We start from the raw sequence: 22,085 nt of genomic DNA on the forward strand, positions 1-22,085 counted from the left end.
GGGTTACAAATCGATCTGTGGAATCGTGAACGCGCCCTTGAGCGACTTGAGTTCGGCACGATGCAGTTCCGCGAGCCGCGCGAGCACTTTCTCGCCCGCTTTCAGCAGATGCACTTCGACCTGACGCCGGTCAGTCTCGCTGATCTTGCGCGTCACCAGTTCCAGCGCCTCGCAACGCGAGACCAGCGCGACCACGCCGTGATGCTGCGCCTGCAACCGCTCGGCCAGTTCGCCGACAGTCGCCCACTCGCGATCCGGGTAGCCCTTGATGTGCAAAAGCAGCAGGTATTGCAGCGGCGTGATGCCTTCGCCCTGCGCGGCCTGCTCGGAAAAGCGCTCGAAGCGCCGCATCTGGTAACGAAATTCCGACAGCTGTTCGAAGTCTGCTTTCGCCAACCCGCGTGTGATGACTTTCATCCGTGATCCGCCATTGATGAAGACAGGTTAAACGGCGAATATATCACAAGGTGATACATATTTCGTCGTTAGACAATCATGCAACCTGTCTTTGCTGGGCCTGGGTCTGCCGGTACAGGCCGGAGATCAGGTCTGCCTGCGTGATGATGCCCGCGAGCTGGCGCCTGGCGTCGAGCACGGGAATGTGATGGTGGCCGTAATCCGCGAAGAGGGGCACCAGTTCGACGATCGGCGTCGCGGCCTCGATCGAGCAGACATCGGTGCTCATCACCGTATCGACTGTCGCATCGGGGTTGGGCGTGCCGGTGAACCAGCGCGCGGACAGGCTTTCCGTCGGGCTCTTTCGCGCGCCCGTCGGGTTGCCCGCCAGGTCCGCGCGGGTGACGATGCCGACCACCTGTCGCGCTGCGTCCGTGACCGGCAATGCCTTGATGCCTTGCCGCTTCAGCAGGTTCGACGCAGCTTTGACCGTGGTAGTGGGCGAGATGCTGATCACGCTCTTCGACATCACGTCGGCGCAGAGGGTCTCGCTGAAGGTGCGTGCATAGGTGCGCATCTCGGCTTCGCGCAGCAGCGATTCCAGATCGTCCGGATCGATCGCGAGCAGCTCGCCGCGGCGGTTGAGCACGGCCTCGATGTCCGCTCGGGTGACGCCGCCGCGCGTCTGTTCGCTGGCTGTAGCCGCGTCGGTGCCCGAACGGATGTGGACGACATGTGCTGCGTGCGGATAGCGATGACCCGTGATGGCGTGATAGACGAGCGCGGCCGAGAGCAGCGCCGCCGACTGCATGGCAATCGGCGCCAGCACGAAGCCGTAGCCGAGCGCGTGCACGGCCGGACCGCCGAGCACCGCGGTCAGCGCAACCGCGCCCGAAGGCGGATGCACGCAGCGCAGCGCGAACATCGCGCAGATCGCAAGCGAGACTGCGAGCGCAGAGGCGACGACCGGGTCCGCGATCCACTGCGCGCACAGCACGCCAACCGTCGCCGACACGAGATTGCCGCCGATGATCGACCACGGCTGCGCCAGCGGGCTGGAGGGCACGGCGAACAGCAGCACGGCAGACGCGCCCATCGGCGCGACCAGCAGCGGATTGCTGCCGACCGGACCGAGCAGCAGATGCATGACCGTGCCGGTGAAGCCGATCCCGAGCAGTGCGCCGACGCAAGCGCGCATACGCTCTTCCCAGCGGACGGTGAGATTACCAGGCGTAAAGCGGGCAAGCCAGGACAGTGTGCGAACGAGTATCGAGCGGAGCAAGGTCGGTTTGGTCAGAAGAAAGCGACGCCAGTTAAAAGAGTCGTCACCTTAAATGAAAGCTGGAATTAAGGGAAAGAACTTGTTCTCATGAATGTATGCGATCGTGATATAAATCGACGATTGCCGGAGAGGGCTGCCGGTCTGGATACCGCCGTGAAAGCGCGTCCGCGCGCGTAAGAGCGCCATCTGGAGTGCCCAAGCCAGGTCCAGTTACATCTCACGAGGTGATATAAGTACTCGTGGAAAACCCCATGAGAATCCGGGTTTTCGCGCACTGCGTCACCGGTTTTTTTGCCGCCGTTTTCTGCGCCGCTTCCCTATACTTCAGCAACACGGCCAGCACGCAGCACGACCTGACACTCCTGCAAGATTCGGGCTCGCGCGGCACAACCGGAACGACAATCCGTACCCACGCGGGCAAAGCGCGCAGCGCTGCGCGGCTTCTGCCGGCGCAGGCGTACGTCTGGAGGGAGACGTGGGACTGCCAGCATCCGCTGCACCGGCCCCCGGGCATGTCGGCGCGCCGAGTCCGCATAGGCCGGCGCTGTTCGCCCTTTCGCTCGCTGCGCTCGGCGTCGTGTACGGCGACATTGGCACGAGTCCGCTGTATACGCTGAAAACCGTTTTCGACCCGGCCAACGGACTTCCGCTCGACGCGGGCAACGTCATCGGTATCGTCTCGCTGATCTTCTGGTCGCTGACGGTGGTGGTTTCGCTGAAATACGTGGCGCTGATCCTTCGCGCCAACAATCACGGCGAAGGCGGAATCATGGCGCTGCTGGCGCTCGCCGCTTCTTCGGTGGCAACGCGGCCGCGTCTGCGTCATACGCTGCTCGCGATCGGTGTGATGGGCGCGGCGCTTTTTTACGGTGACGGCGTAATCACACCCGCGATCTCGGTGCTGAGCGCCGTGGAAGGGCTCGAAGTCGCGACGCCGCTGCTGAAGCCTTACGTCATCCCCGTCACGCTGGTTGCGCTGATTGCGCTCTTCGTGATGCAAAAGCACGGCACGGCGGGCATCGGCGCGGTGTTCGGCCCGGTGATGGTCGTGTGGTTCGCGGTGCTCGCCGGTTCGGGTGTCGTCAACATCATGGACGCGCCGCACATCCTGTACGCGCTCGATCCGCTCGCGGGCCTCGCGTTCTGCCTGCATCATGAATGGCTCGCGTTCGTCGCGCTCGGCGCCGTCGTACTCTCGCTGACCGGCGCCGAGGCGCTCTATGCGGACATGGGCCACTTCGGCAAGCGTCCGATCCGGCTCACGTGGTTCGCCCTTGTGTTTCCGGCGCTCGCGCTGAATTACCTTGGGCAGGGCGCGTTGCTGCTCGCCAGTCCTTCGGCACTGGAAAATCCGTTCTATCTGCTGTTTCCGCAATGGGCGTTGTATCCGATGGTCGTGCTGTCGACCGTCGCGACCGTCATCGCGTCGCAGGCCGTGATTTCCGGCACGTACTCGATGACCAAGCAGGCGATGCAGCTCGGGTTCCTGCCGCGCATGAACGTCGTCTATACGTCGGCGAAAGAGATCGGGCAGATCTACGTGCCCGGGATCAACTGGAGCTTGCTGATCGCGGTGGTGGCCGCCGTGCTCGGCTTCGGTTCATCGACGGCGCTTGGCTCGGCTTACGGCATCGCGGTTACTGGCACGATGCTGATCACGACAGTGCTGACGTTTTTCGTCGTGCGCTATGCATGGCATTACAACTGGTTTCTGTGCGTGTTCGCGACGGTGTTTTTCTTCATCATCGATGCGACGTTCTTCTCCGCCAACCTGCTGAAGATCGCGCAGGGCGGCTGGTTCCCGCTGGTCATCGGGATGTTGATGTTCACCGTCATGGCAACGTGGGGACGGGGCTGGGAAATGATGCTGGTCGAAGCGCGGATTCGCGCGGGCACGACGCCGCTGAAATCGTTCCTCGCCTCGTTGCTCGCGCGTTCGCCTGTGCGCGTGGGCGGTACCGCGATTTTCATGTCGACGGATCCGAACGTCGTGCCGCATGCGTTGCTGAACAACCTCGAACACAATCGCGTGCTGCATGAGCGGGTGGTGTTTCTGACCGTGAAGAACGCGGAGATTCCGTGGGTGGCGGAGAGCGCGCGCGTATCGCTGCATCCGCTCGAATCCGGCTGCTATCAGCTGACCATCACGTACGGCTTCAAGGACGAAGTCGACCTGCCACGCGCGCTCGAAGCCTGCAGGTCGGCAGGACTCGATTTCGAGCCTGCGCAGACGTCGTATTTCCTGAGTCGCGCGACGCTCGTGCCGAAGCGTGGCCAGGGCATGGCGCTGTGGCGCGAGCGGCTGTTCGCGGTGATGTTGCATAACGTCGGCAATGTGGCCGCGTATCTGAAGCTGCCGACCAACCGCGTGATCGAACTGGGCGCGCGCGTCGAAATATGTGACCCGAATGGGCCAGATCCGGCGCATTAGATGAGGTGCGAGCGAAAAATCGGCCAGTACGGCATTCTGACGCGATGACCCGTACCGCTGACGTTTCGACATCCCGCCGCTCGACCTGGCTGCTTGCCGCGACGTTCACCGTGCTTCTGGTCGTTATGGCCCTGGCGCTGGCGTTCTGGATGCTATTGCGGGCAAGCCTGCCGCAACTCGATGGCGCGCACGCTTCCTCTTCTCCGCTGCTTTCCGCGCCCGTGACGATCGCGCGCGATGCGCTCGGTGTGCCGACGCTGCGCGGCAACGCGCGTACCGACGTCGCGTATGCGACCGGCTTCGTGCACGCGCAGGACCGCTACTTCCAGATGGATCTGTTGCGTCGCGTCGCTGCGGGCGAGATGTCCGCGCTGGTCGGGCCGGCCGCGCTCGAACTCGATCGCCGCAACCGGCTGCACCGGTTTCGCGAGCGCGCACGGAGCACTTTCGATTCACTGCCCGCAGGCGAGCGCCAGTTGATCGAACGCTACGTGGCCGGCGTCAACGACGGGCTCGCATCGCTTTCAGCGCGACCGTTCGAGTATGTCGTGCTGCGCACGCGTCCGGCACCGTGGCGTGCGGAAGACACGTTGCTGGTGGTCTACGCGATGTACTTCGATCTTCAATCGCAGGAGGTGCGGCGGATCCTGTCGCGCGCGGCGTTGCGCGACCTGTTGCGCGACCCTGTACCAGACGGTCTGCTCGCATTCCTGCTGCCGAAGCAAAGCCACTGGGACGCACCGTTCGATGATGCCGTGCCCGCGCATGACGAACCCCCAACGCCGCCCGCACTACGTCCGGACTGGCTGGCGGCCGCATCGTCGCCAACGACGCTGGCGCGTGCTGAAGACGCATCGCTGACCGCCACGGATGCGATGGTGGGCAGCAATGGCTGGGTCGTCGATGGCGCGCACAGCATGCATGGCGGCGCGCTACTCGCGAGCGACATGCACCTTGGCCTCTCGCTGCCGAACATCTGGTACCGGCTTTCGCTCGCGTGGCCGGGCGCGCACGGAAAGCCGGCGCATATCACGGGCGTGAGCCTGCCCGGTGCACCGCTCGTGATCGCGGGCAGCAACGGACAGATCGCATGGGGCTTCACCAACAGCTACGGCCATTTCATTGATCTGATCGAGTTGCAGCGCGATCCCGCCGATCCGTCGCGATATCGCGCGACCGGCGGCACGTGGGAGCGCGCGGTTGTCCATCATGAATCGATCGAGGTCAACGGCGGGGCAGCGGTCGATCTGCCGGTGGGCGAGACGCGCTGGGGACCGCTGATCGTCGTCGGGTCGCGCGCGTACGCGCTGCGCTGGGTCGCGCATGACCCTCAGGCGGTCAACCTGAACCTGCAGCATCTCGAAGACACCGCGAATGTCGCAGACGCACTGCACGTCGCGCAGACGAGCGGCATTCCCACGCAGAACTTCATGGTCGCCGATGCGAAAGGCACGATCGGCTGGACGCTGGCCGGCCCGTTGCCGGAGCGGGATGCCGGGGCGCCGGGTCCAGACGGCGCGCCAGAAGACGATCTCCCGTTCGATTCATCGACGTATCGCGGCTGGCAGACGTATCTGCCGCCGCAGGCGTATCCATCGCGCGTCGATCCGCCGCTGGGCCGGCTGTGGACCGCGAACAACCGCACGCTGCCGCTGGCTGAAGCCGCGCGCATCGGCGATTCCGGCGCTGACGTCGGCGCGCGCGCCTCGCAGATTCGCGATGATCTGCTCGCCCTGTCGCATGCGGGTGAACGCGACATGCTGTCGATCCAGACCGACGACCGCGCGTTATGGATGGGCCGCTGGCGCGACATCGCGCTCGCTGCGCTCGATGCCGACGCGTTGAAGGACCACCCGCAACGCACGACCTTTCGTCGGCAGATCGAACAGTGGAACGGCCGTGCGGATACCGATGCGATCGGCTACCGTCTGCTGCGCGCTTTCTATTTCTCGTTGTACGACGCGTGGTTTGGCCCGCTCGACGTGCGGCTCGCGGCGATCGATCCGCAACTGGGCTATCGCGTCGCGAGCTCACGCTACGACGCGGTGATGGAATCGCTCGCCACGCATCGTGCATGGGTGCCGGCGGGTTTCGCCGACTGGCGCGCGTTCATGCTCGACCGCGTCGACCACGCCATTGCGCAGCTGCCGCCGGGCACGACGCTCGACACCGCGAACTGGGGCGAGCGCAATCGCGCGGCGATCGGGCATCCGTTGGCGAGGAGCGTGCCGTCATGGCTCCCGTGGATGCGTGGCTGGCTCAGCGCGCCGCGTGATCCGTTGCCGGGCGACATCAACATGCCGCGCGTGCAGTCGCCGAACTTCGGTGCATCGGAGCGGATGATCGTGTCGCCGGGGCGCGAGCAGGACGGCATCTTCGAGATGCCGGGCGGACAGTCAGGTCATCCGTTGTCGCCGTATTTCCTCACGGGGCACAGAGCGTGGGTGCGGGGGGACGCGACACCGTTCCTGCCGGGTGCAACGGTGCATCGTCTGGAACTGACGCCCGCCGCTCGCTGAGTGTCGAACGCAGGGAGCCGAAAGCCCAAAGCGTTTAACCGGGTTTGCCGTCCGCACGCGGCCGGCAAAGCGGCAACGCCGCACCGGGGCGTGGCAAAGATGCTGCAATGCAAAATGCGCGGGTATCCCGGCGTGTTGTCGCCGCTAAGGACTTCATCTACTTGTTCATGTCTTCCTTCGACTGCATGCTTTTGGCGTCGCGCCGTGTGTCGCGGCATGTGTCGACCGCGAGGAAATGCGACATCGTGTCCCGCCCGCCCGAAACAACGCGCGTTAGCAGCAGAATCCGTATCGCGTCCATGCTGCTTTGCACGAGCCTTGTTGTGTGTGCCACCGGATCGGTTGCGCAGGCAACGGGTGAGCCCAGATCGATCGTGCTCCTCAACTGCTCGCTGATCGACGACAATGCCGCCTATAACGATGCCGACACGACCCGCGTCCAGCAGACTCGCATTGGCATGATCAGCGATCAACTCCGCGACGAACTGCGCGAACGCGGGCTATACCACGTCGCGGACAACGCGCCTGCCGCCGATATGATCGCGTCGCTTCAATCGACGCAGGACCTCAACGCGTGCAACGGATGCGAACGTGAAGTGGGCCGCAAGCTGAACGTCGATCGCGTCGGTGTGTGCTGGGTGCAGAAGATCAGCAACCTGATCCTGAACATCAATCTGCGTGTCGAGGATGTGACGAACGGCACGACCGTGTTCCAGCGCTCCGTCGATATTCGTGGCAATACGGATCTGTCGTGGCAGCGCGGCGTGAAATCGCTGGTCGATCTGCTTGCTGCGGAAGGTCAGTAGCGGATAACCGCTGTCGCTGTTGCCCCGTCCATTTGCCCAGATCGAAGCCGGCGCCGAATTCGGGAAATTCTCCTGCCCGCATTGATTGCCAGACAAAGGGCCAATGGGCTAAGTTGAGTATCGGGCTTCCGTTAAGTAAAACCCGAAGTAAAACCGGAGCAAAACCCGAAAGCCCGCACGTCAATAGAATGCCGGAGACAATCATGCGTTTTAGACAAACGGCGGCACATCTCGCGCTTTTATCCGCCATTGGGGCGACCGCAATGGCCGCGGGCACCGCGCTGGCCGCCACGCCGATGGCTTATGTGACGAGCGAGACGGCTGGCGTCGGCGTCATCGATCTGGACCAGATGACGCTTCTGAACACCATCTCACTCGGCGACGATGGTCCCCGAGGACTCAGTCTGACCGCTGACGGCAGGCATCTGCTCGTCGCGAACAAGAAAACAGGCGATCTCGTGGAAATCGATACGTCGACGGGCAAGGTCGTGCGGCGAGCGAAGATCGGCAAGAATCCCGAGTTCGTGCGCGTGCATCGCGGCTACGCGTATGTGACATACGAGCCCGGCGAAAGCAGCGGGCCGCCGGGGCCGCCGGCAGCGTCAGGTACGCCGGGTGCATCGGGACCGCCGGAGCAGCACGGGCAGGGCGGCAAGGATGACGACGAAGGCAACTCGCCGCCCGCCGAAATCGCGATCGTCGATCTGAAGACCCTGAAGGTGATCCGCTCGGTGAAGAGCGGTCACGAAACTGAAGGCGTCGAGTTCTCGCCGGACGGCAAGCTGCTGCTCGTGACGAATGAAGGCGACGATACGGTGTCCGTGTATCGCGTCGGCAGCGGCGCGGCGGTGCGTACCGTAAAGTTGGACAAGGGCTCGCGGCCACGCGGCATTCGCGCGTCGCCGGATGGGAAGCAGTATGTCGTCACGCTGGAGAACACCAACAAGTTTGTCGTGCTCGATGCGGGTGACCTGAAGACGGTGAAGACCGTCGACACGAAGCTCGGTCCGTACGGCGTCGCGTTCGATCCGTCGGGCAAGCATCTGCTGGTGGCCGCTGCACGCGACAAGACGCTCCAGGTGTTCGATGCAAAGACTTACGAGCATGTCAGCGATGCAGCAGTGGGTCAGCGTTGCTGGCACTTCAGCTTTACGCCTGACGGCTCGAAGGTGCTGCTTGCGTGCGGCCGTTCGAATGCGGTGTACGTGCTCGATGCTTCGAACTATCAGACGATCAAACAGATTGGCGAGTTGCCGCTTGCATGGGGCATCGTGACCTATCCGGCCAGTCCGGGTTCGATCGAATCGCATTGAGCGCGGGCAGGGCAGCAGGCTCACGCCACGTTCGCCACTCGCGCATAAAGCTAAAGGACGCGACAACCGTCGCGGCCTTTAGCATTCGTTCAACTACTTCCACGCATACCGCATCCCGACCCAGAAGCCGCGCGGCGCGCCGAGTCCGAGAAACTGCTCGTTGACCGGATTCGCCCCGTCGAACGTATGATTCGGCCCGTTGAAGAAATTCTCGCCGACGATGCCGAACGTCGAGTACTTCTTGTCAAGCAGGTTCTTGATGCTGCCGAATATCTGCAACTGCTTCGTGACGTTGTACGTCGTATCGAGGTCGATCAGGAAATAGCCGGGAATCTTGCCGTTCACGTCCTGATTGTTTTCGTCGCCGCGGGCGAAGATGCTGCCGCGATACGACAGGTTGGTGCCGATGTTCCACTTCGCGAACGGCGAATAGTCGATCCGCAGCTTGACGGTGTTCGCCGGAATGCCTGGAATTTTGTCGCCCGATTTGACCGTGATGTTGCCGTTGGCATCCGCGCTGGAGTTGCTCGCGCTGTTTTCCGTCCACGTCGAACGATAGGTCGCATCGACATAGCTATAGCTCGCCGTGAACCCGACCGGGCCGTATTGCGTGCGTCCCGCCAGTTCAAGCCCTTGCCTGCGCGTCTTGCCGACGTTCTGGAAAAAGCCGAGCGTGCTTGCCGCGCCGTTGCTGCTGACGAACTGGATGTCGTCGTTAAGCGTCGTGCTGTAGATCGCGGCGCTCCATGTCGTCGCGCTGCCGATGTGGCCCCGTGCGCCGATTTCGAATGTCTTCGAGACCACAGGTTTGAGGTCGGGGTCCGCGACGAAGTCGTTCGGCAGCGAGCAGGGCGCGGCGGGATCGGCGCAGGCGAGTTCGATCGCCGTCGGTGAACGCATGCCTTCGTTATACGTCGCGTACGCGGTGAAGTACGAGGTCGGATTCCAGTTGATGCCGACAGCCGGGTTGAAGCGCGAAAACGTGTGGCTGCCGTCGAGCAGCGGCTGGATGCCACTCTCGTCGCCGATCACGGCTTTCGACCAGTTATAGCGCCCGGCCAGCGTCATCGACCACTGCTCGGTAAACGTCAGCGTGTTCTCGAAGTAGACGCCGAAAGTCTGGTTGCGCGTCTTCGCATCCGTCTGCGGCTGAAAACCGCCGATGCCGATCGTCGCGCGTGAGTCAGTGAAAAACGCATTCTGCGATTGCTGTGTGAAATGCGAGTTCGCAAAGTCTGCGGCGGCACCGAGCACGAGCTGGTTGTCCATACCGGCCAGCCGGTTCAGCAGTGTAAGTTGCAGGCTGCCGCCGTAGCTGTCGGTGATGATCACCGACTGGTCGTTGGTCGCCTGAATCGTATCGACGTTGCCCTGATCGTCGACACTGCCGAAGTCGTTGTTGACGTTGCTGCTGGTGTTCGTGTTGCGATAGTGCCGGTAGTACAGGTTGCCCGTGAGTTCGACGTTCGGTGTGAAGTAATGCTCGCCGGAAAGCGTCAGGTACCCGACGCTGTTTTTGTTCGTATCCGGATACGTGTACGCCTGGCTGCGGTTAAAGAGGAACGATTTAGGAAGGGTCTGCGAGCCGTTCAGCGTATTGTCGGCGCCGCCCATTGAGAGCGAAATCGTATTGTCAGAGTCGTGATAGCGCAGTTTGCCGAACGCCTGGCGCAACTGGCTCGAATTGTGATCGGCCCAGCCGTTATCGTTCGTGACGTTAGCCGTGAAGTAGTAGTCGAGGTTGGAGCCAATCGCGCCACCCTGTTCGATCTGCGCGATCTTGCGGCCAAATGAGCCGAAGCTGACTTCTGCGTTGCCGCCAGGGTTCGTGTTGCCGTTCTTCGTCGTAATCGCGATGGCGCCGCCCAGCGTGTTCAACCCGAAGCTCGGGTTCGAGCCGGGAATCAGCTGGATCGTGTTGATGGCGGCCTGCGGAATCAGATCCCAGTTGACCACGTCGCCGAAGGGTTCGTTGATGCGCACGCCGTCGAGAAACACCGATAACCCCTGTGGCGTGCCGAGCAGCGGCGAGGCGGTGAACCCGCGATAGCTGATATCGGCCTGCGACGGGTTGCCCTGCGCATCGGTGATGTTGACGCCCGGCAGGTTCGCCGCGAAGTAACCGGCGAGGGTGACGGGATGCTGCTTTTCGATGTCGCGTCCGCGCACGGTCTGCACATTTGCCGGTACGCGTTCGAGCGGCGTGCCGACACCCACGAGCGGTGTGGTGCCGATCACGATAATCGGCGGCAGTTCTTTCACGGCCGCTTCGGTGGCGGATGAAGCAGGAGCGGAGGGCGTGGCCTCCTGCGCCCAGGCTGCGACCGTGACGCTTGCGAGGGCGCCGCCAAAGCACAGACGCAGCGCAGCACGGGGTTTGAACCGATGCGCCCGGTATGGCTTGTGCGGCATGCTCGTCATCGTTGTCTCCTGCCGGTGCATTCGCTATCGTTGCCGGTATCGTGTTTCGTGTTTCATGCGGCTCGGGCGCTAGCGCGAGACACAGGCTCGGAACCGTACAGATAGCGTCGCACAGGGCGATCGCGAATGCCCCGGGAAGTTCTCCCGATCGTGCTGGGAAGCGTTCCCAAATGCCATTTCCGTTGCGCGCGCATGCAGTTGCATGCGGGTTCGATGAGTAGAATAGGTTTGTGATGTCACCCGATCCCCTCCCTCCCTCCGCTGCACGCAACGGCGCTTCGCCTCACTCGACGGTGCGGCGCGATCTGGCGTGCGTCGCGCTGATCACTGCTGTCGCGGCGGCGCTTTGCGCGATCTTCGATTTCGGCGAACTGTTCTATCGCTGGACGCGCAGTGCTGAACGCTTCCAGCTGGACGAACTGCCGCCCACATTATTCGTGCTGGCGAGCGGCCTCGCGTGGTTCGCGTGGCGGCGCTACCGCGAATCGCAACGCGAGTTGATTCGAGGCCGGGCGCTGGAAGAAGAAGCCGAACGGCTCCTCGCCGATAACCGCCGGCTTGCGAGTCAGGGCATCGATACGCAGGAAAACGAGCGGCGTCATCTTGCACGCGAACTGCACGACGAACTCGGGCAGTACCTGAACGCGATTTCACTCGACGCGGCCCGTATCCGCGATCTGTCGGCGAAGCGCGAACCGGAGATCCACCGGGTGTCGCTGACGCTGATGCAAAGCGCGCATCACGTGTATCGCGAGATCGGCGGCATGATCCGCAAGCTGCGTCCCATTGGACTCGATGAATTCGGCCTGCCGGGTGCACTGGAACATTGCGTCGAGGGCTGGCGCGAACGGCTGCCGGGCGCGTCGTTCACATTGACGGTAGAAGGGGATTTCTCCGCACTCACCGACGCGCAGAACATCACGCTCTACCGTCTGGTGCAGGAGGGGCTGACCAACGTCTCGAAGTTCGCGCGCAATGCACGGGTGGAGATCTATCTGGTGCGCACGGTGGGCGAGGCCGGCGAGATTGTCGTGACGATGGCCGACGACGGTCCGGGCGTCGATCTGTCGATTCCGCGCAAGGGCCTGGGCCTGATCGGCATGCGCGAGCGCGTCGAGGCGCTCGGCGGCGAGTTTCACATCGCGAGCCAGCCAGCAGGCGGCTTTCTGTTTTGCGCGCGTGTGCCCGCTCAGGCGAGCCGCGTTGAGCCGAATGGGCCAGGCGTTCCTGCGGGCGCAGCGGCGAATTCAGAAAAGTGAAGGCCGAGGCGGTTCGCCATCTGCGCGAGCTGCACGCCATTGTCCGCGCCGAATTTTTGCCGGATCACCGACTGGTGATTGGCAACCGTCTTCTGGCTCAAGCCCAGCCGTTCGGCGATGCTCGGCAGCGTGTAGCCCTGTACGAGCAGCCGCAGCACCTCGAATTCGCGGGCGGATAGCTGCCGTCCGGGCGGCCCTTCCTGGAACGTCGTACGCAACGCAAGCGCCTGCGAAACATCGGCGCTCAGATAACACACGCGTTTAGCCACCGACCTTACCGCTTCCACGAGCACATCCGGCGCGCTCGCCTTCGTCACATAACCGCGTGCGCCGGCATCGAGCGCGCGACGCACGAAAAGCGTCTCCTCATGCACGCTGAAGATCAGCACGTGCGCATCGGGTTCGCGTGCGAGCATGCGCCGCATCGCCTCGATGCCACTGGCGCCGGGCAGCGCAAGGTCCATCACGACGACATCCGGCTGCAACGCGCAGAAGCGCTGATAGGCCTGCGCGGCGTCGCCGGCCTCGCCCGCAACCTGCACATCGGGACTGAGTTCGAGCAGCCGGCGATAACCTTCGCGGACCACAGCGTGATCGTCCACCAGCAGGACGGAGATGGGGGCGGTCGTCATATGCGCTCTCCTCGACGGATCGGGCGGTCCGGTGGGGGGCCATCGCCTGCCAAAGCGGGTTGTCCTGCGGGTTGTCCCGCGAGCTGCCGTGAATTGGCGTCGTTGCGGAACAGCACGGGCTGTTCGTTCGTGCGATCGTCCGGCGCGCGCCTTGCCGCAGCACGCACGATCCGCACGACACGCTCGTGCTCCGGCGACTTGTCGCAGACGGGATCGGCGTTCGCCGGGTCGCCCGTCAGCAGATATGCCTGACATCGGCAACCGCCCAGGTCGCGCTCTTTTTCATCACAACTGCGGCAAGGCTCCTTCATCCAGCCAAAACCGCGAAAGCGGTTGAAGGCGTCGCTGTCGTACCAGATCTCGCGCAACGGCATTTCGGTGACAGCTGGAAACGTGAGACCCGGCAGCGAGCGCGCGGCATGACAGGGCAGTGCCACACCATCCGGCGCGATGCCGAGAAATACCGAGCCCCAGCCATTCATGCAGCGCTTCGGGCGCGTCTCGAAGTAGTCGGGCACAACAAAGTAAATCGTGCAGCGGTCGCCGATTTCTTTTCGATAGCGGTTCACGACCGCTTCGGCTTCCTGCAACTGCTCCGCGGTGGGCATCAATTGCGCGCGGTTCGTATGCGCCCAGCCGTAGTACTGCGTGTTCGCGAGTTCCAGGTATTCGGCGCCCATCGCGAGCGCCATGTCGATGATTTTATCGACGTGGGGTAGATTGAATCGATGCAGCACGCAGTTGAGCACCATTGGAAAGCCGTGCGACTTGATCGATGCGGCCACACGCTTCTTCAGATCGAACGTGCGCGTGCTGCTGAGGAAGTCATTGAGTTCCTGGGTCGAGTCCTGAAACGACAGCTGGATGTGATCGAGTCCCGCCGCCTTCAATGCATCGAGGCGCGCGTCGGTCAGACCGACGCCCGACGTGATCAGATTCGTATAGAAGCCGAGTTGCCGCGCTTCGCCGACCAGCACTTCGAGGTCGTCGCGCAATAACGGCTCACCACCGGAAAACCCGAGCTGCGCTGCGCCGAGCGCACGGGCCTGACGCAGCACATCGATCCACTGCGCGGTGTCGAGTTCGTTGTGGTGATCCGTGTAGTTCGTCGGGTTGTAGCAGAACACGCAGTGCAGCGGACAGCGATAGGTCAGCTCCGCCAGCAGCCACAGCGGCGGCGAGACCGCAGGTGCGCCCGCTTCGGATAGTGTTGCGGTCTGCGCGATCGTGTCGGGACGGGAAAGGTCGGTCATGCTGTCTATTCCAGCCAGCCACGCGTCTGCGCGTGGTCGACGAAGGTCTGCACTTCGGGTGCGAGGCCGGTTGCGTTGAACGCCTGCTCAAGGTCGGCGACGAGCGTCGGCAGATCACGCGTGCCGTCGCAACGCAGCAGGATCTGTGCGGCGCTCGGGTTGAGTTTCACCATGCCCTCGGGGTAAAGCAGCACGTGCGCATCCTGTGCCGGCTCCCATTGCAGGCGAAACAGTTTTTTCAGCCGCGGATGCCACGCGTTACCCGTGGCCTGCATGTCGTTCGCTGAGGAGGCGTTGTCGTTCATGTCGGGAAGGCCTTTTCGATGGCATCCAGCATGCTCCACAGGATGTCGAGCTTGAATTGCAGAATCTCCAGCGCACGTTCCTGCTGTTCGCGCGTCTTGAAGTAATCGAGCGTGACCGCAAGACCGTGCTCCACGTCGCGCTGCGCGAGCGAGATGCGCGAGCGGAAATACGTGAGGCCAGCGGGCTCGATCCACGGATAGTGTTCAGGCCACGTCGCGAGCCGGTCGCGATGAATCTGCGGCGCAAAGATTTCAGTCAGCGACGAACACACCGCTTCCTGCCACGGCGCGCGTCGCGCGAAATTCACGTATGCGTCCACCGCAAAACGCACGCCAGGTGTGACGTGTTCGAGCGACCAGAGTTCGTCGCGCGTGAGGCCGACTGCGTCGCCGAGACGTGCCCAGGTTTCGATACCGCCTTCGTCTTCGCCATAGCCGTCGTGATCGAGAATGCGCAGCACCCACCGCCGACGCGTTTCGCGATCCGGGCAGTTCGACATGATCGCGGCGTCTTTTAGCGGAATGTTGATCTGGTAGTAGAAGCGGTTCGCGACCCAGCCGCGAATCTGTTCATGCGAACAGCCGCCACCGTTCATCTTCACGTTGAACGGATGATGGATGTGATAACCCGCGCCTTTCGCGCGCAGCTGCGCTTCGAATTCCTCGCGCGACCAGGCGGGTTTCGCGTTGGCGTCGTGCGTGGCGTCAACGTTTCTGCTGGAAGGGAAGGGCACTGTATTCACGGGCAGGTCTCCATCAATCGGTTCACGTGTCATGCGTCAGAGTTCGAATGCCATGCCATCGAAGGCGACTTCGATGCCGTGTTCGGCCAGCACGCGACGCTCGGGTCCATCCTCGACAAGAATCGGATTCGTGTTGTTGATGTGGATCAGCACCTTGCGCACGTTGGGGGTAACGATCGAATCGAGCACGTCGATCATGCCGCCCGCGCCGCTCTGCGCGAGATGCCCCATGTCCGCAGCGGTTTTCTTCGAAAGACCGAGCTGGATCATTTCGTCATTGGTCCAGCAGGTGCCATCGATCAGCAGCAGATCGGCGCTACGCATCGCCGCCAGCACATGCGGCTCGATCGCGCCGAGGCCCGGCGCATAGAACGCGCGCTTGCCCGTTTGCAAATCGACGAAGGAGAGACCGATGTTGTCGCCAGGCTGCGGCGCCTCGCGATGCGGCGAATACGGCGGTGCCTTGCTCGACAGCGCGAGCGCTTCGATGCGTACACCGGGCAGCGCCGGAATCGAGAACCCGTCGCCTTCGAAAGGCACGCTGTGTCGCTCGACGCCGCAGTAATGCGACAGGATCGACGTCACCGGGAAACCCGTGCTCAGGTCCTGCCAGACGACATCGGTCGTATAGAGCGGCAACGGCGTATCGCGCTCGCGCAGCATCAGGAGGCCGGTGACGTGATCGATCTGCGCGTCCATCGTCAGCACCGCGGCGATGCCGCTGTCGCGTGCGCGGCGCGCCGGTTGCAGTTCACGATGCGCGGCAATCTGCGCGAGGATATCCGGCGACGCGTTGACGAGCAGCCAGTCCTCGCCATTCGCGCTGACGATGATCGACGACTGCGTGCGTGGCGTCGCCTTCAACGTGCCACGACGCACGCCGTCGCAATTGCGGCAGTTGCAGTTCCATTGCGGAAAGCCGCCGCCCGCCGACGAACCCAGTACGCGGATTTTCATCGGGCGCCTCCATGCTGCGGCAATGCACCTGAACGCATATAACGAGCCCTCATGGCAGCATCCTCGCAATCAATCCATCGCGGTCGATCAGCTGATGCTTGAGCACACCTGCGATATGCAGTGCAATCAGCGCGATCATGGTCCATGCGCAGATTCCATGAATGCCGAAGAAGAAGCTGCGCAGGCCTTTATCGTCCCAGCCCCACTCCGGTAGCAGGATGCCCCAGAAACGCGTGCCGTATGAATTGAACGATGAGCCGAGATAACCGCTTAGCGGCATCACGATCATCCCCACGTATAAAAGAACCTGCGTAATGCGCGCGGCGGCGCGTTGCCACGCTCGCATCGGCGGCAGGGCCGGTCGTCCGACGGCCCTGCGCACCCCCATGCGGATCAGCACCAGCAGGAAAACTGTCATCCCCAGCGACTTGTGGAAGTTGATCAGCGTCGCCTTGAAAGGCAGACCTTTCGGCAGGCCGACCATATACAGACCGACGCCCAGCATCGCGATGATGATGAGGCCGATCAGCCAGTGCAGCGCGATCAGCGACGGCGCAAAGCGCGGCCCGTGTGCACGGAGATTCCGTGTTGCACCTGGCGAATGCGCAGTGTTCATGCCTGCCTCCATTTGTTCTTCTTGGACGTCGCCTTGACGAACGCGTCGCCCACTTTCTGTTTGTTCCTGTCGCGCGTCGGGTGCTATCGGGTTTTACCCAGGGCCCGGCCGTTCCACCTGATCGTCGTCGACGCTACCGGACGATCAACAGTTCGCCCCTGCCATCCACCGCCAGATCGCCCGCATAGCGCCGCGGTAATGCTGCGCTGCGCAACGCCGTCGAAAACGGCGCGATCTCCTGCGCGAACGAACGCACCAGCAGTGACCAGAAAACATCGAAGCCGCGTCCGCCCTCGGTGAACGTCGGCGGCAGCTGCGCGGGCGTTTGCATCAGCAGCAGGGTCCCGCGCCGCATCCCATAACCGCAGTGCGCGCCCGTGTGCCCTGCAATGCCCACGGTACCCGCCACCATCCGCGACGCCGCGCATTCGCCCGCATCGCCGCCGACCAGCACGAGGCCGCGCCGCATGCGGTCGGCAAGGCGCGCGCCCGCATTACCATGGATCGTCAGCGTGCCGCCCGTCATGCCTTCCATGTCGCCCGGCAGCGCGCCCGCAGCGAAGTCGCCGCTGTGGCCCGTTACCGTCAGGCGCCCGCCGCTCATCTCGCAGCCGGTAAAGCGGCCCGCATCGCCTTCGATACGCACTAGGCCGCCGTTCATCCGGAACCCGGTGTAATCGCCGCACGAACCGTGCAAGGTCAGGGCGCCTTCCGCGAGATGCGCGCCGACATGGTCGAGCCAGCACGCGTCGCCTTCGATTTCCAGCGCGACGTGTTCGCTGTCCGCGCGCGCGAGGTCGAACAGATCGCCGACCACGCAGGTTTCGTTGCCGGCGGGCAACCGGATGCGGGCAACTTCCGCGACCGGCAACGCGGCGAGCGCCACGGGCAGCAGGCGCGCGGCATCGACCCGAAAACCCGGCGCGTGCTTTACGCGCAGCGTGGTCGTGGTCGCGCTCATGCGGGGCTCCGCCCGGCGGCCGTCGCCAGTTCGCGCAGATGAAAGTGATAGGGGCCGAGCTTGCCGCCGTAGTTGCCCGCCGAAATCCGCAGCACGCCGGCAGCGCGGCCGCGCGCGGTGGCGGCTGCGATGCCGGCCGCCATCGCCGCGCCGACGTCGCTGTCGGTCAGGCCGTCGATCACGATCTCCATCACGCAACCCACTTCCGCCGTCAGCTCGCTTTTTTTCGCGAGGCCGGTGAGGGTGGGGCAGAACGCGTCGTTGGTCGATGCCGTTGCGCCCGCGTATTTCGAGCCGATCTTCGAGCCGGAGCGCACCACGCCACCTGGAAACGGCATGATCACGTTCGGCAGCGCCCGCATCGCGGCGGCGGCGGCTTCGGCGGCGGCGAGCGCGGTGTCGATGTCAGTGCCGAGCAGCAGCAGATTGCCGCCGCCGACCGCCTTCACCGTCACCGTCGTTTCCTCGCAGACGAACTCGCCATCCATCACCGGCACGCGCCAGTAGCGCGTGTTGCCGATCATCTTCGAAATCTGCCAGCCGTCGCCGAAGAAACGCAGATTCTTGCCGAGCGCAGCGGCGTCCGAGAGCGGCGCGCGGCTCGTAGCGGGGTCGATGCCGCTATAGATCGCGGTAGTCGGGCACGTCAGCACACACTGGCCGACGCGCCGTTCAATCTGTTTTGCCAGTTCCTTCGACGACACCGCGAACAGCAGCACCGCGATACCGGGCCGTCCGTCCGGCGTTTCGCCGCCGGTCAGTTCACGCTCGATGGCGGCCTCGCAGCCGCATCCGATCACTGAAGTTGCGAATCCGGTCAGCGATTGTGCTGCGTACTTCGCCCAGACCGCAGTGTGCGCGGTGATGACCAGCCGCGTCGCCTTCATCGGGAACGCTTCCGCGAAGGTGTCGTCGATCAGGGTGCCGTTGATCTCCATGGGCGTTGAGGTCGAAGCGGTCGTCATGGGTTCACCGCCGTCAGGCATTCGACAGGCAGCAGGCGGCCACCGCGACAGCACGCGCAGATTTCGTCGTCGCTGATCGCGGCGTGCGCGAAATTGCCGACGAGGTTCGCGTCGCTATACGCGCGCAGCGTCTTTTCGATGCCGCGATCGAATTCGGGCGACACGTAGTGAATGCCGCCTGTCGGTGTAGCCACTAACGTGCCGTCGCGCGCGACAATCTGGCCGTCCTTGAACACATAGGCGGGCGACGAAAACATCCGCTCGCGATCCGCCGCGTCGCGATAGACGGCGATATCCGCCGCCGCGCCTTCGCCCAGATGGCCGCGATCCTTCAGGCCCAGCAGACGCGCCGGACCGGCCCGCGTGATGATCGCGATTTCGTAGAGCGACAGTTCGCGTGTGAGCTCGGGCAGTGAACTCGCCACCTGCGCCTCAGGATGCAGCTTTGCGATCTGTTCGTCGCGAAAGCCTTTATCCATCAGAAGCCGGATCAGATGAGGGTAGCTCGTGAACGGGCCGCCGTTCGGATGGTCGGTGGTCATCGAAACGCGCCACGGGTCGTCGATCAGGAGAAAGATCTCCAGCCCGATGATCCATTGCAGTGCATTCACATAACTCTGCTCGCGATAGCGGAACGGCACGATGCCGCAGCCCGCATCGCATTCGATATCGCCGACGATCCACTTGCGCGGTGAAGCGAGCGGCGCGTTTTTGAACTGCATCATCGTGTCGCCGGAAGCGGTGACGGTCTGCCCGAAAATGATCTGACCCACGTCGATCGATACGTTGGGGCGCGCGTTCACGGCTTCTGCGATGGCACGTGCGCCGGAGGAAAACCTGCGCGGGCCTTCGATGCCATAGCTGTGGAACTGGATGTGCGTCAGGTGGATGGGCAGGCCGTCGGCGGCGTCCATCGTGGCGATCGTGGAAGCGATATTGCCCGGCACGCCGAGATTGCTCGCATGCACATGCAGCGGATGCGGCACGCGCAGTTCGGTCAACGCGCGCGACAGGGTGCGCAGCACGTCGCGCGGCGTGATGCCATAGTGCACGTGCGCTTCGTCGACATCGAGCGAGCGCTGGTTGAACTTGAACGCCGAGATGCCGCCCGGATTCACCACTTTCACGCCGAGCGCCTTGCTCGCGTGCAAGGTCCAGCCGACGTAATCGCGCAGACGCTCGAAATCATCGCGCGCGGCGAGCATTTGCAGCAGCAGTTCATCGTTGCCGAGCATCACGTAGGCACCGTGATCGATGATCGGCGTGTCGCCCATTTCCAGATGCGTGTGACGCGCATTCGAAGGCATCATCGCCGGCTCGAACGCTGCGGTGTAGCCCATTTCAGCGTATCGATAGCCCGTCGCGAGCGTGCCTGGTGCGCAAACGCCGCACGACGGCATGCGCAGATAGCGGCCCTCGGTGTCCGTTGCCGATTCGTAACCGGCATCGCGGATCGGGTCGTTGCGATGATCTTCCGGCAGCAGCAGTCGCGACAGGTTCGTTTTGCCGCCGCCGATGTGTGAGTGCAGATCGATGCCGCCCGCCATCACGATCATGCCGGTGGCGTCGTAATCGTGATCGACCGTCGCGCCGGAAGTGGGTTGCGCGACGATGCGGCCGTCGCGGATATAGAGGTCGCGTCGTTCGCCGTCGACGCCGTTCGCCGGATCGTAGACGATGCCGCCGGTTAGCCGCGTGAGGCTCATGGCGCGCTCCGCTTGACGTCGTTCAGGCCTTCCGCAAGACGCGCGGCGATCGTGGCGACTGTCGGCAGACCGGCGTCGCGGGCGGCGAAGAGCGGCACGACGACGGTGCTGTCGGTGCGGAACAGGTGGCCGCCGCTGTCGATGCCTGGCGTCGCCACAGGAACAAAGACCGTCGGTCCGCGACGGGCGCTGCCGACTGTTGCGGCCGTTGCTGGATGGCCCAGCACGATGGCGGGTACATCGGGATCGAGCGTGTCCGGCAGCGGCTGCGGTGAAAAGCTCGATATCCACAGCAACGCGTCGATCTCCCGATCTGCGAGCAGCGACCCGGTGCGAAAGCGCGTGGGGTCGTATTCGAGCGACGGCTGTTCCGCGAGACGTCCCGGCATCCCGACGCGTATGCGCAAGGGGAAGCCCGATAGCCACGTGATCGTCTGATTGACGCTCAGCGCGCCATCGTCGCCGCCGAGCGGCAGGCCGCCGGCGCGCGAGGTCCGGTTAACGGCCTTGATGATGCGGTTCAGCGCTTCGATGAGCAACGCAGCATGCGGCCCGGGCAACGCGCCGGGTTCATACACGAACACGGTGTAACGCGCGGCGTGAATGGCTTCGTTGAGCGTCGCCAGTTCGCGCGCGGTGCCGCTGCCGTCGTGTAGCGCTTCGACGCTGCGGCCCTCCAGCAATGCTGACCATAGCGCGAGCAGGTCGAACAGATCCGCATTGCCGAGGACGGATGCGCTGACATGATCGCCCGTGTTCACCGCTGGATCGATTTCACAGGCGACGAATTTCAGCGTGCGTGCCGGGACGTCGCTGTCCGTCGCGCCGAACGCGCGCTCGTAAAAGCGCGGATATCGGGCGGACGGCTGGCACGCGAACACCACAACCAGATCAGCGCGTGCCCGTACTTCGGAGAGTGTCGTAAAGAACGCGCCGCGATCCTGCAGCGCAAGCGTCGACGCCACGAGTGCGTCGCCATGCAGATGATCGACGATCGCGCCGCACCCGGCAGCGAGTGCATATAGCGCCCGTGCGCCCGCGATATCGGTGGCCATGCCGCCGAACAGCGGCCTGCGCGCACCCGACAGAATATCGACGGCACGCGCGAGCGCAGTGTCGAGGTCGGTTTCCTGTCCATCGATCGACGCCTTGCAGCTCGCGTCGGCTGCGCCGTACAGCGTGAGCGCCCCGGCAAGCCGGGGACAATGGGTGGCGGGCGCGCTCAGGCTGCCGTCGCTGTTCACGCCTGCCGTGATGTCATCGCAGAGCAGCGGGCAGAAAGGGCAGGTCCAGTCGGACGTGACGGACGCGGACGCGCCCGTCTGGCCGGCACTCGACGGATGGGTGGACGAACGGTGCATGGTGGCGTTTTCAGCAAGGACCGTGCCGGTTTGCGTGCGCTGCGGCGCCGCATGCGGTTCGCAGTATCGCGTGTCGAACGGATCCGCGCGAGATGCGGATCACGGGCCGTTCACATTTCGGCATCGACGATCGTCTGCCGTAACGTGCCCTGTGCAAGG

Annotated in this window: 18 protein-coding genes; 5 read left to right on the forward strand and 13 right to left on the reverse strand. The window is 63.7% G+C overall.

Translation table 11 applies throughout. From position 1 onward, the window contains the following. Positions 1-3: 3 nt before the first annotated feature. Both P3T16_RS05190 and P3T16_RS05195 read right to left on the reverse strand, forming a co-directional pair. Entirely contained in the window at positions 4-417 is a 414-nt protein-coding gene (locus P3T16_RS05190) for a MarR family winged helix-turn-helix transcriptional regulator (RefSeq protein WP_429258717.1), read from the reverse strand. Positions 418-493: 76 nt separating this feature from the next. Continuing rightward, entirely contained in the window at positions 494-1,678 is a 1,185-nt protein-coding gene (locus P3T16_RS05195; protein WP_429341439.1) for an HPP family protein, read from the reverse strand. Between the two features lie 481 nt (positions 1,679-2,159). On the opposite strand from P3T16_RS05195, the gene P3T16_RS05200 reads away from it, so the two are divergent. The 4 genes from P3T16_RS05200 (at position 2,160) to P3T16_RS05215 (ending at position 8,747) form a co-directional block, all read left to right on the forward strand. Continuing rightward, a complete protein-coding gene (locus P3T16_RS05200) occupies positions 2,160-4,109 on the forward strand; it encodes a potassium transporter Kup (protein ID WP_429341716.1) in 1,950 nt (649 codons plus the stop codon). 44 nt (positions 4,110-4,153) lie between these two features. Beyond that, a complete protein-coding gene (locus P3T16_RS05205; RefSeq protein ID WP_429341440.1) occupies positions 4,154-6,628 on the forward strand; it encodes a penicillin acylase family protein in 2,475 nt (824 codons plus the stop codon). 323 nt (positions 6,629-6,951) lie between these two features. Then, positions 6,952-7,434 carry a DUF3280 domain-containing protein gene (locus P3T16_RS05210; RefSeq protein ID WP_429341441.1) on the forward strand — a complete coding sequence of 161 codons (483 nt, stop codon included), beginning with the start codon at positions 6,952-6,954 and terminating at the stop codon, positions 7,432-7,434. Between the two features lie 188 nt (positions 7,435-7,622). After that, positions 7,623-8,747, forward strand: a complete 1,125-nt coding sequence (locus P3T16_RS05215; protein ID WP_429341442.1) for a cytochrome D1 domain-containing protein — start codon at positions 7,623-7,625, stop codon at positions 8,745-8,747. A gap of 93 nt (positions 8,748-8,840) precedes the next feature. Here the strand turns inward: P3T16_RS05215 and P3T16_RS05220 are convergent, their stop codons facing one another. Next, on the reverse strand, positions 8,841-11,168 hold the full coding sequence (locus tag P3T16_RS05220) for a TonB-dependent receptor (RefSeq protein ID WP_429341443.1): 2,328 nt from the start codon (positions 11,166-11,168) through the stop codon (positions 8,841-8,843). Positions 11,169-11,401: 233 nt separating this feature from the next. On the opposite strand from P3T16_RS05220, the gene P3T16_RS05225 reads away from it, so the two are divergent. Continuing rightward, positions 11,402-12,427 (forward strand): histidine kinase, encoded by a 1,026-nt coding sequence (locus P3T16_RS05225; RefSeq protein WP_429341444.1) that lies wholly within the window; start codon positions 11,402-11,404, stop codon positions 12,425-12,427. On the opposite strand, the gene P3T16_RS05230 is transcribed toward P3T16_RS05225, so the two are convergent. The 10 genes from P3T16_RS05230 to P3T16_RS05275 all read right to left on the reverse strand — a co-directional run bounded on the left by P3T16_RS05230 (position 12,358) and on the right by P3T16_RS05275 (position 21,926). Further along, positions 12,358-13,059 carry a response regulator gene (locus P3T16_RS05230; protein ID WP_429341445.1) on the reverse strand — a complete coding sequence of 234 codons (702 nt, stop codon included), beginning with the start codon at positions 13,057-13,059 and terminating at the stop codon, positions 12,358-12,360. The genes P3T16_RS05225 and P3T16_RS05230 overlap by 70 nt on opposite strands. Continuing rightward, positions 13,056-14,312: a pyrroloquinoline quinone biosynthesis protein PqqE gene (gene pqqE, locus P3T16_RS05235; protein WP_429341446.1), complete on the reverse strand. Its 1,257-nt coding sequence runs from the start codon at positions 14,310-14,312 to the stop codon at positions 13,056-13,058. Before pqqE ends, P3T16_RS05230 begins: the two co-directional genes overlap by 4 nt. A gap of 5 nt (positions 14,313-14,317) precedes the next feature. Then, entirely contained in the window at positions 14,318-14,587 is a 270-nt protein-coding gene (gene pqqD, locus P3T16_RS05240) for a pyrroloquinoline quinone biosynthesis peptide chaperone PqqD (protein ID WP_429341717.1), read from the reverse strand. A gap of 26 nt (positions 14,588-14,613) precedes the next feature. After that, positions 14,614-15,351 carry a pyrroloquinoline-quinone synthase PqqC gene (gene pqqC / locus P3T16_RS05245; RefSeq protein WP_429258806.1) on the reverse strand — a complete coding sequence of 246 codons (738 nt, stop codon included), beginning with the start codon at positions 15,349-15,351 and terminating at the stop codon, positions 14,614-14,616. A 45-nt stretch (positions 15,352-15,396) separates the two neighbouring features. Next, positions 15,397-16,317 (reverse strand): pyrroloquinoline quinone biosynthesis protein PqqB, encoded by a 921-nt coding sequence (gene pqqB / locus P3T16_RS05250; RefSeq protein WP_429341447.1) that lies wholly within the window; start codon positions 16,315-16,317, stop codon positions 15,397-15,399. Between the two features lie 49 nt (positions 16,318-16,366). Further along, positions 16,367-16,933 (reverse strand): cytochrome b, encoded by a 567-nt coding sequence (locus P3T16_RS05255; protein ID WP_429341448.1) that lies wholly within the window; start codon positions 16,931-16,933, stop codon positions 16,367-16,369. A 133-nt stretch (positions 16,934-17,066) separates the two neighbouring features. Continuing rightward, complete coding sequence (locus tag P3T16_RS05260) at positions 17,067-17,894, reverse strand: formylmethanofuran dehydrogenase subunit C (RefSeq protein WP_429341449.1); 828 nt, start codon at positions 17,892-17,894, stop codon at positions 17,067-17,069. Continuing rightward, complete coding sequence (gene fhcD, locus P3T16_RS05265; protein WP_429341450.1) at positions 17,891-18,859, reverse strand: formylmethanofuran--tetrahydromethanopterin N-formyltransferase; 969 nt, start codon at positions 18,857-18,859, stop codon at positions 17,891-17,893. Before fhcD ends, P3T16_RS05260 begins: the two co-directional genes overlap by 4 nt. After that, positions 18,856-20,565, reverse strand: a complete 1,710-nt coding sequence (locus P3T16_RS05270) for a formylmethanofuran dehydrogenase subunit A (protein WP_429341451.1) — start codon at positions 20,563-20,565, stop codon at positions 18,856-18,858. Before P3T16_RS05270 ends, fhcD begins: the two co-directional genes overlap by 4 nt. Continuing rightward, entirely contained in the window at positions 20,562-21,926 is a 1,365-nt protein-coding gene (locus P3T16_RS05275; RefSeq protein WP_429341452.1) for a formylmethanofuran dehydrogenase, read from the reverse strand. Before P3T16_RS05275 ends, P3T16_RS05270 begins: the two co-directional genes overlap by 4 nt. Positions 21,927-22,085 lie beyond the last annotated feature (159 nt).

The organism is Paraburkholderia sp. GAS42 (genome assembly GCF_050436565.1).
In the GTDB taxonomy this organism is placed as follows: domain Bacteria; phylum Pseudomonadota; class Gammaproteobacteria; order Burkholderiales; family Burkholderiaceae; genus Paraburkholderia.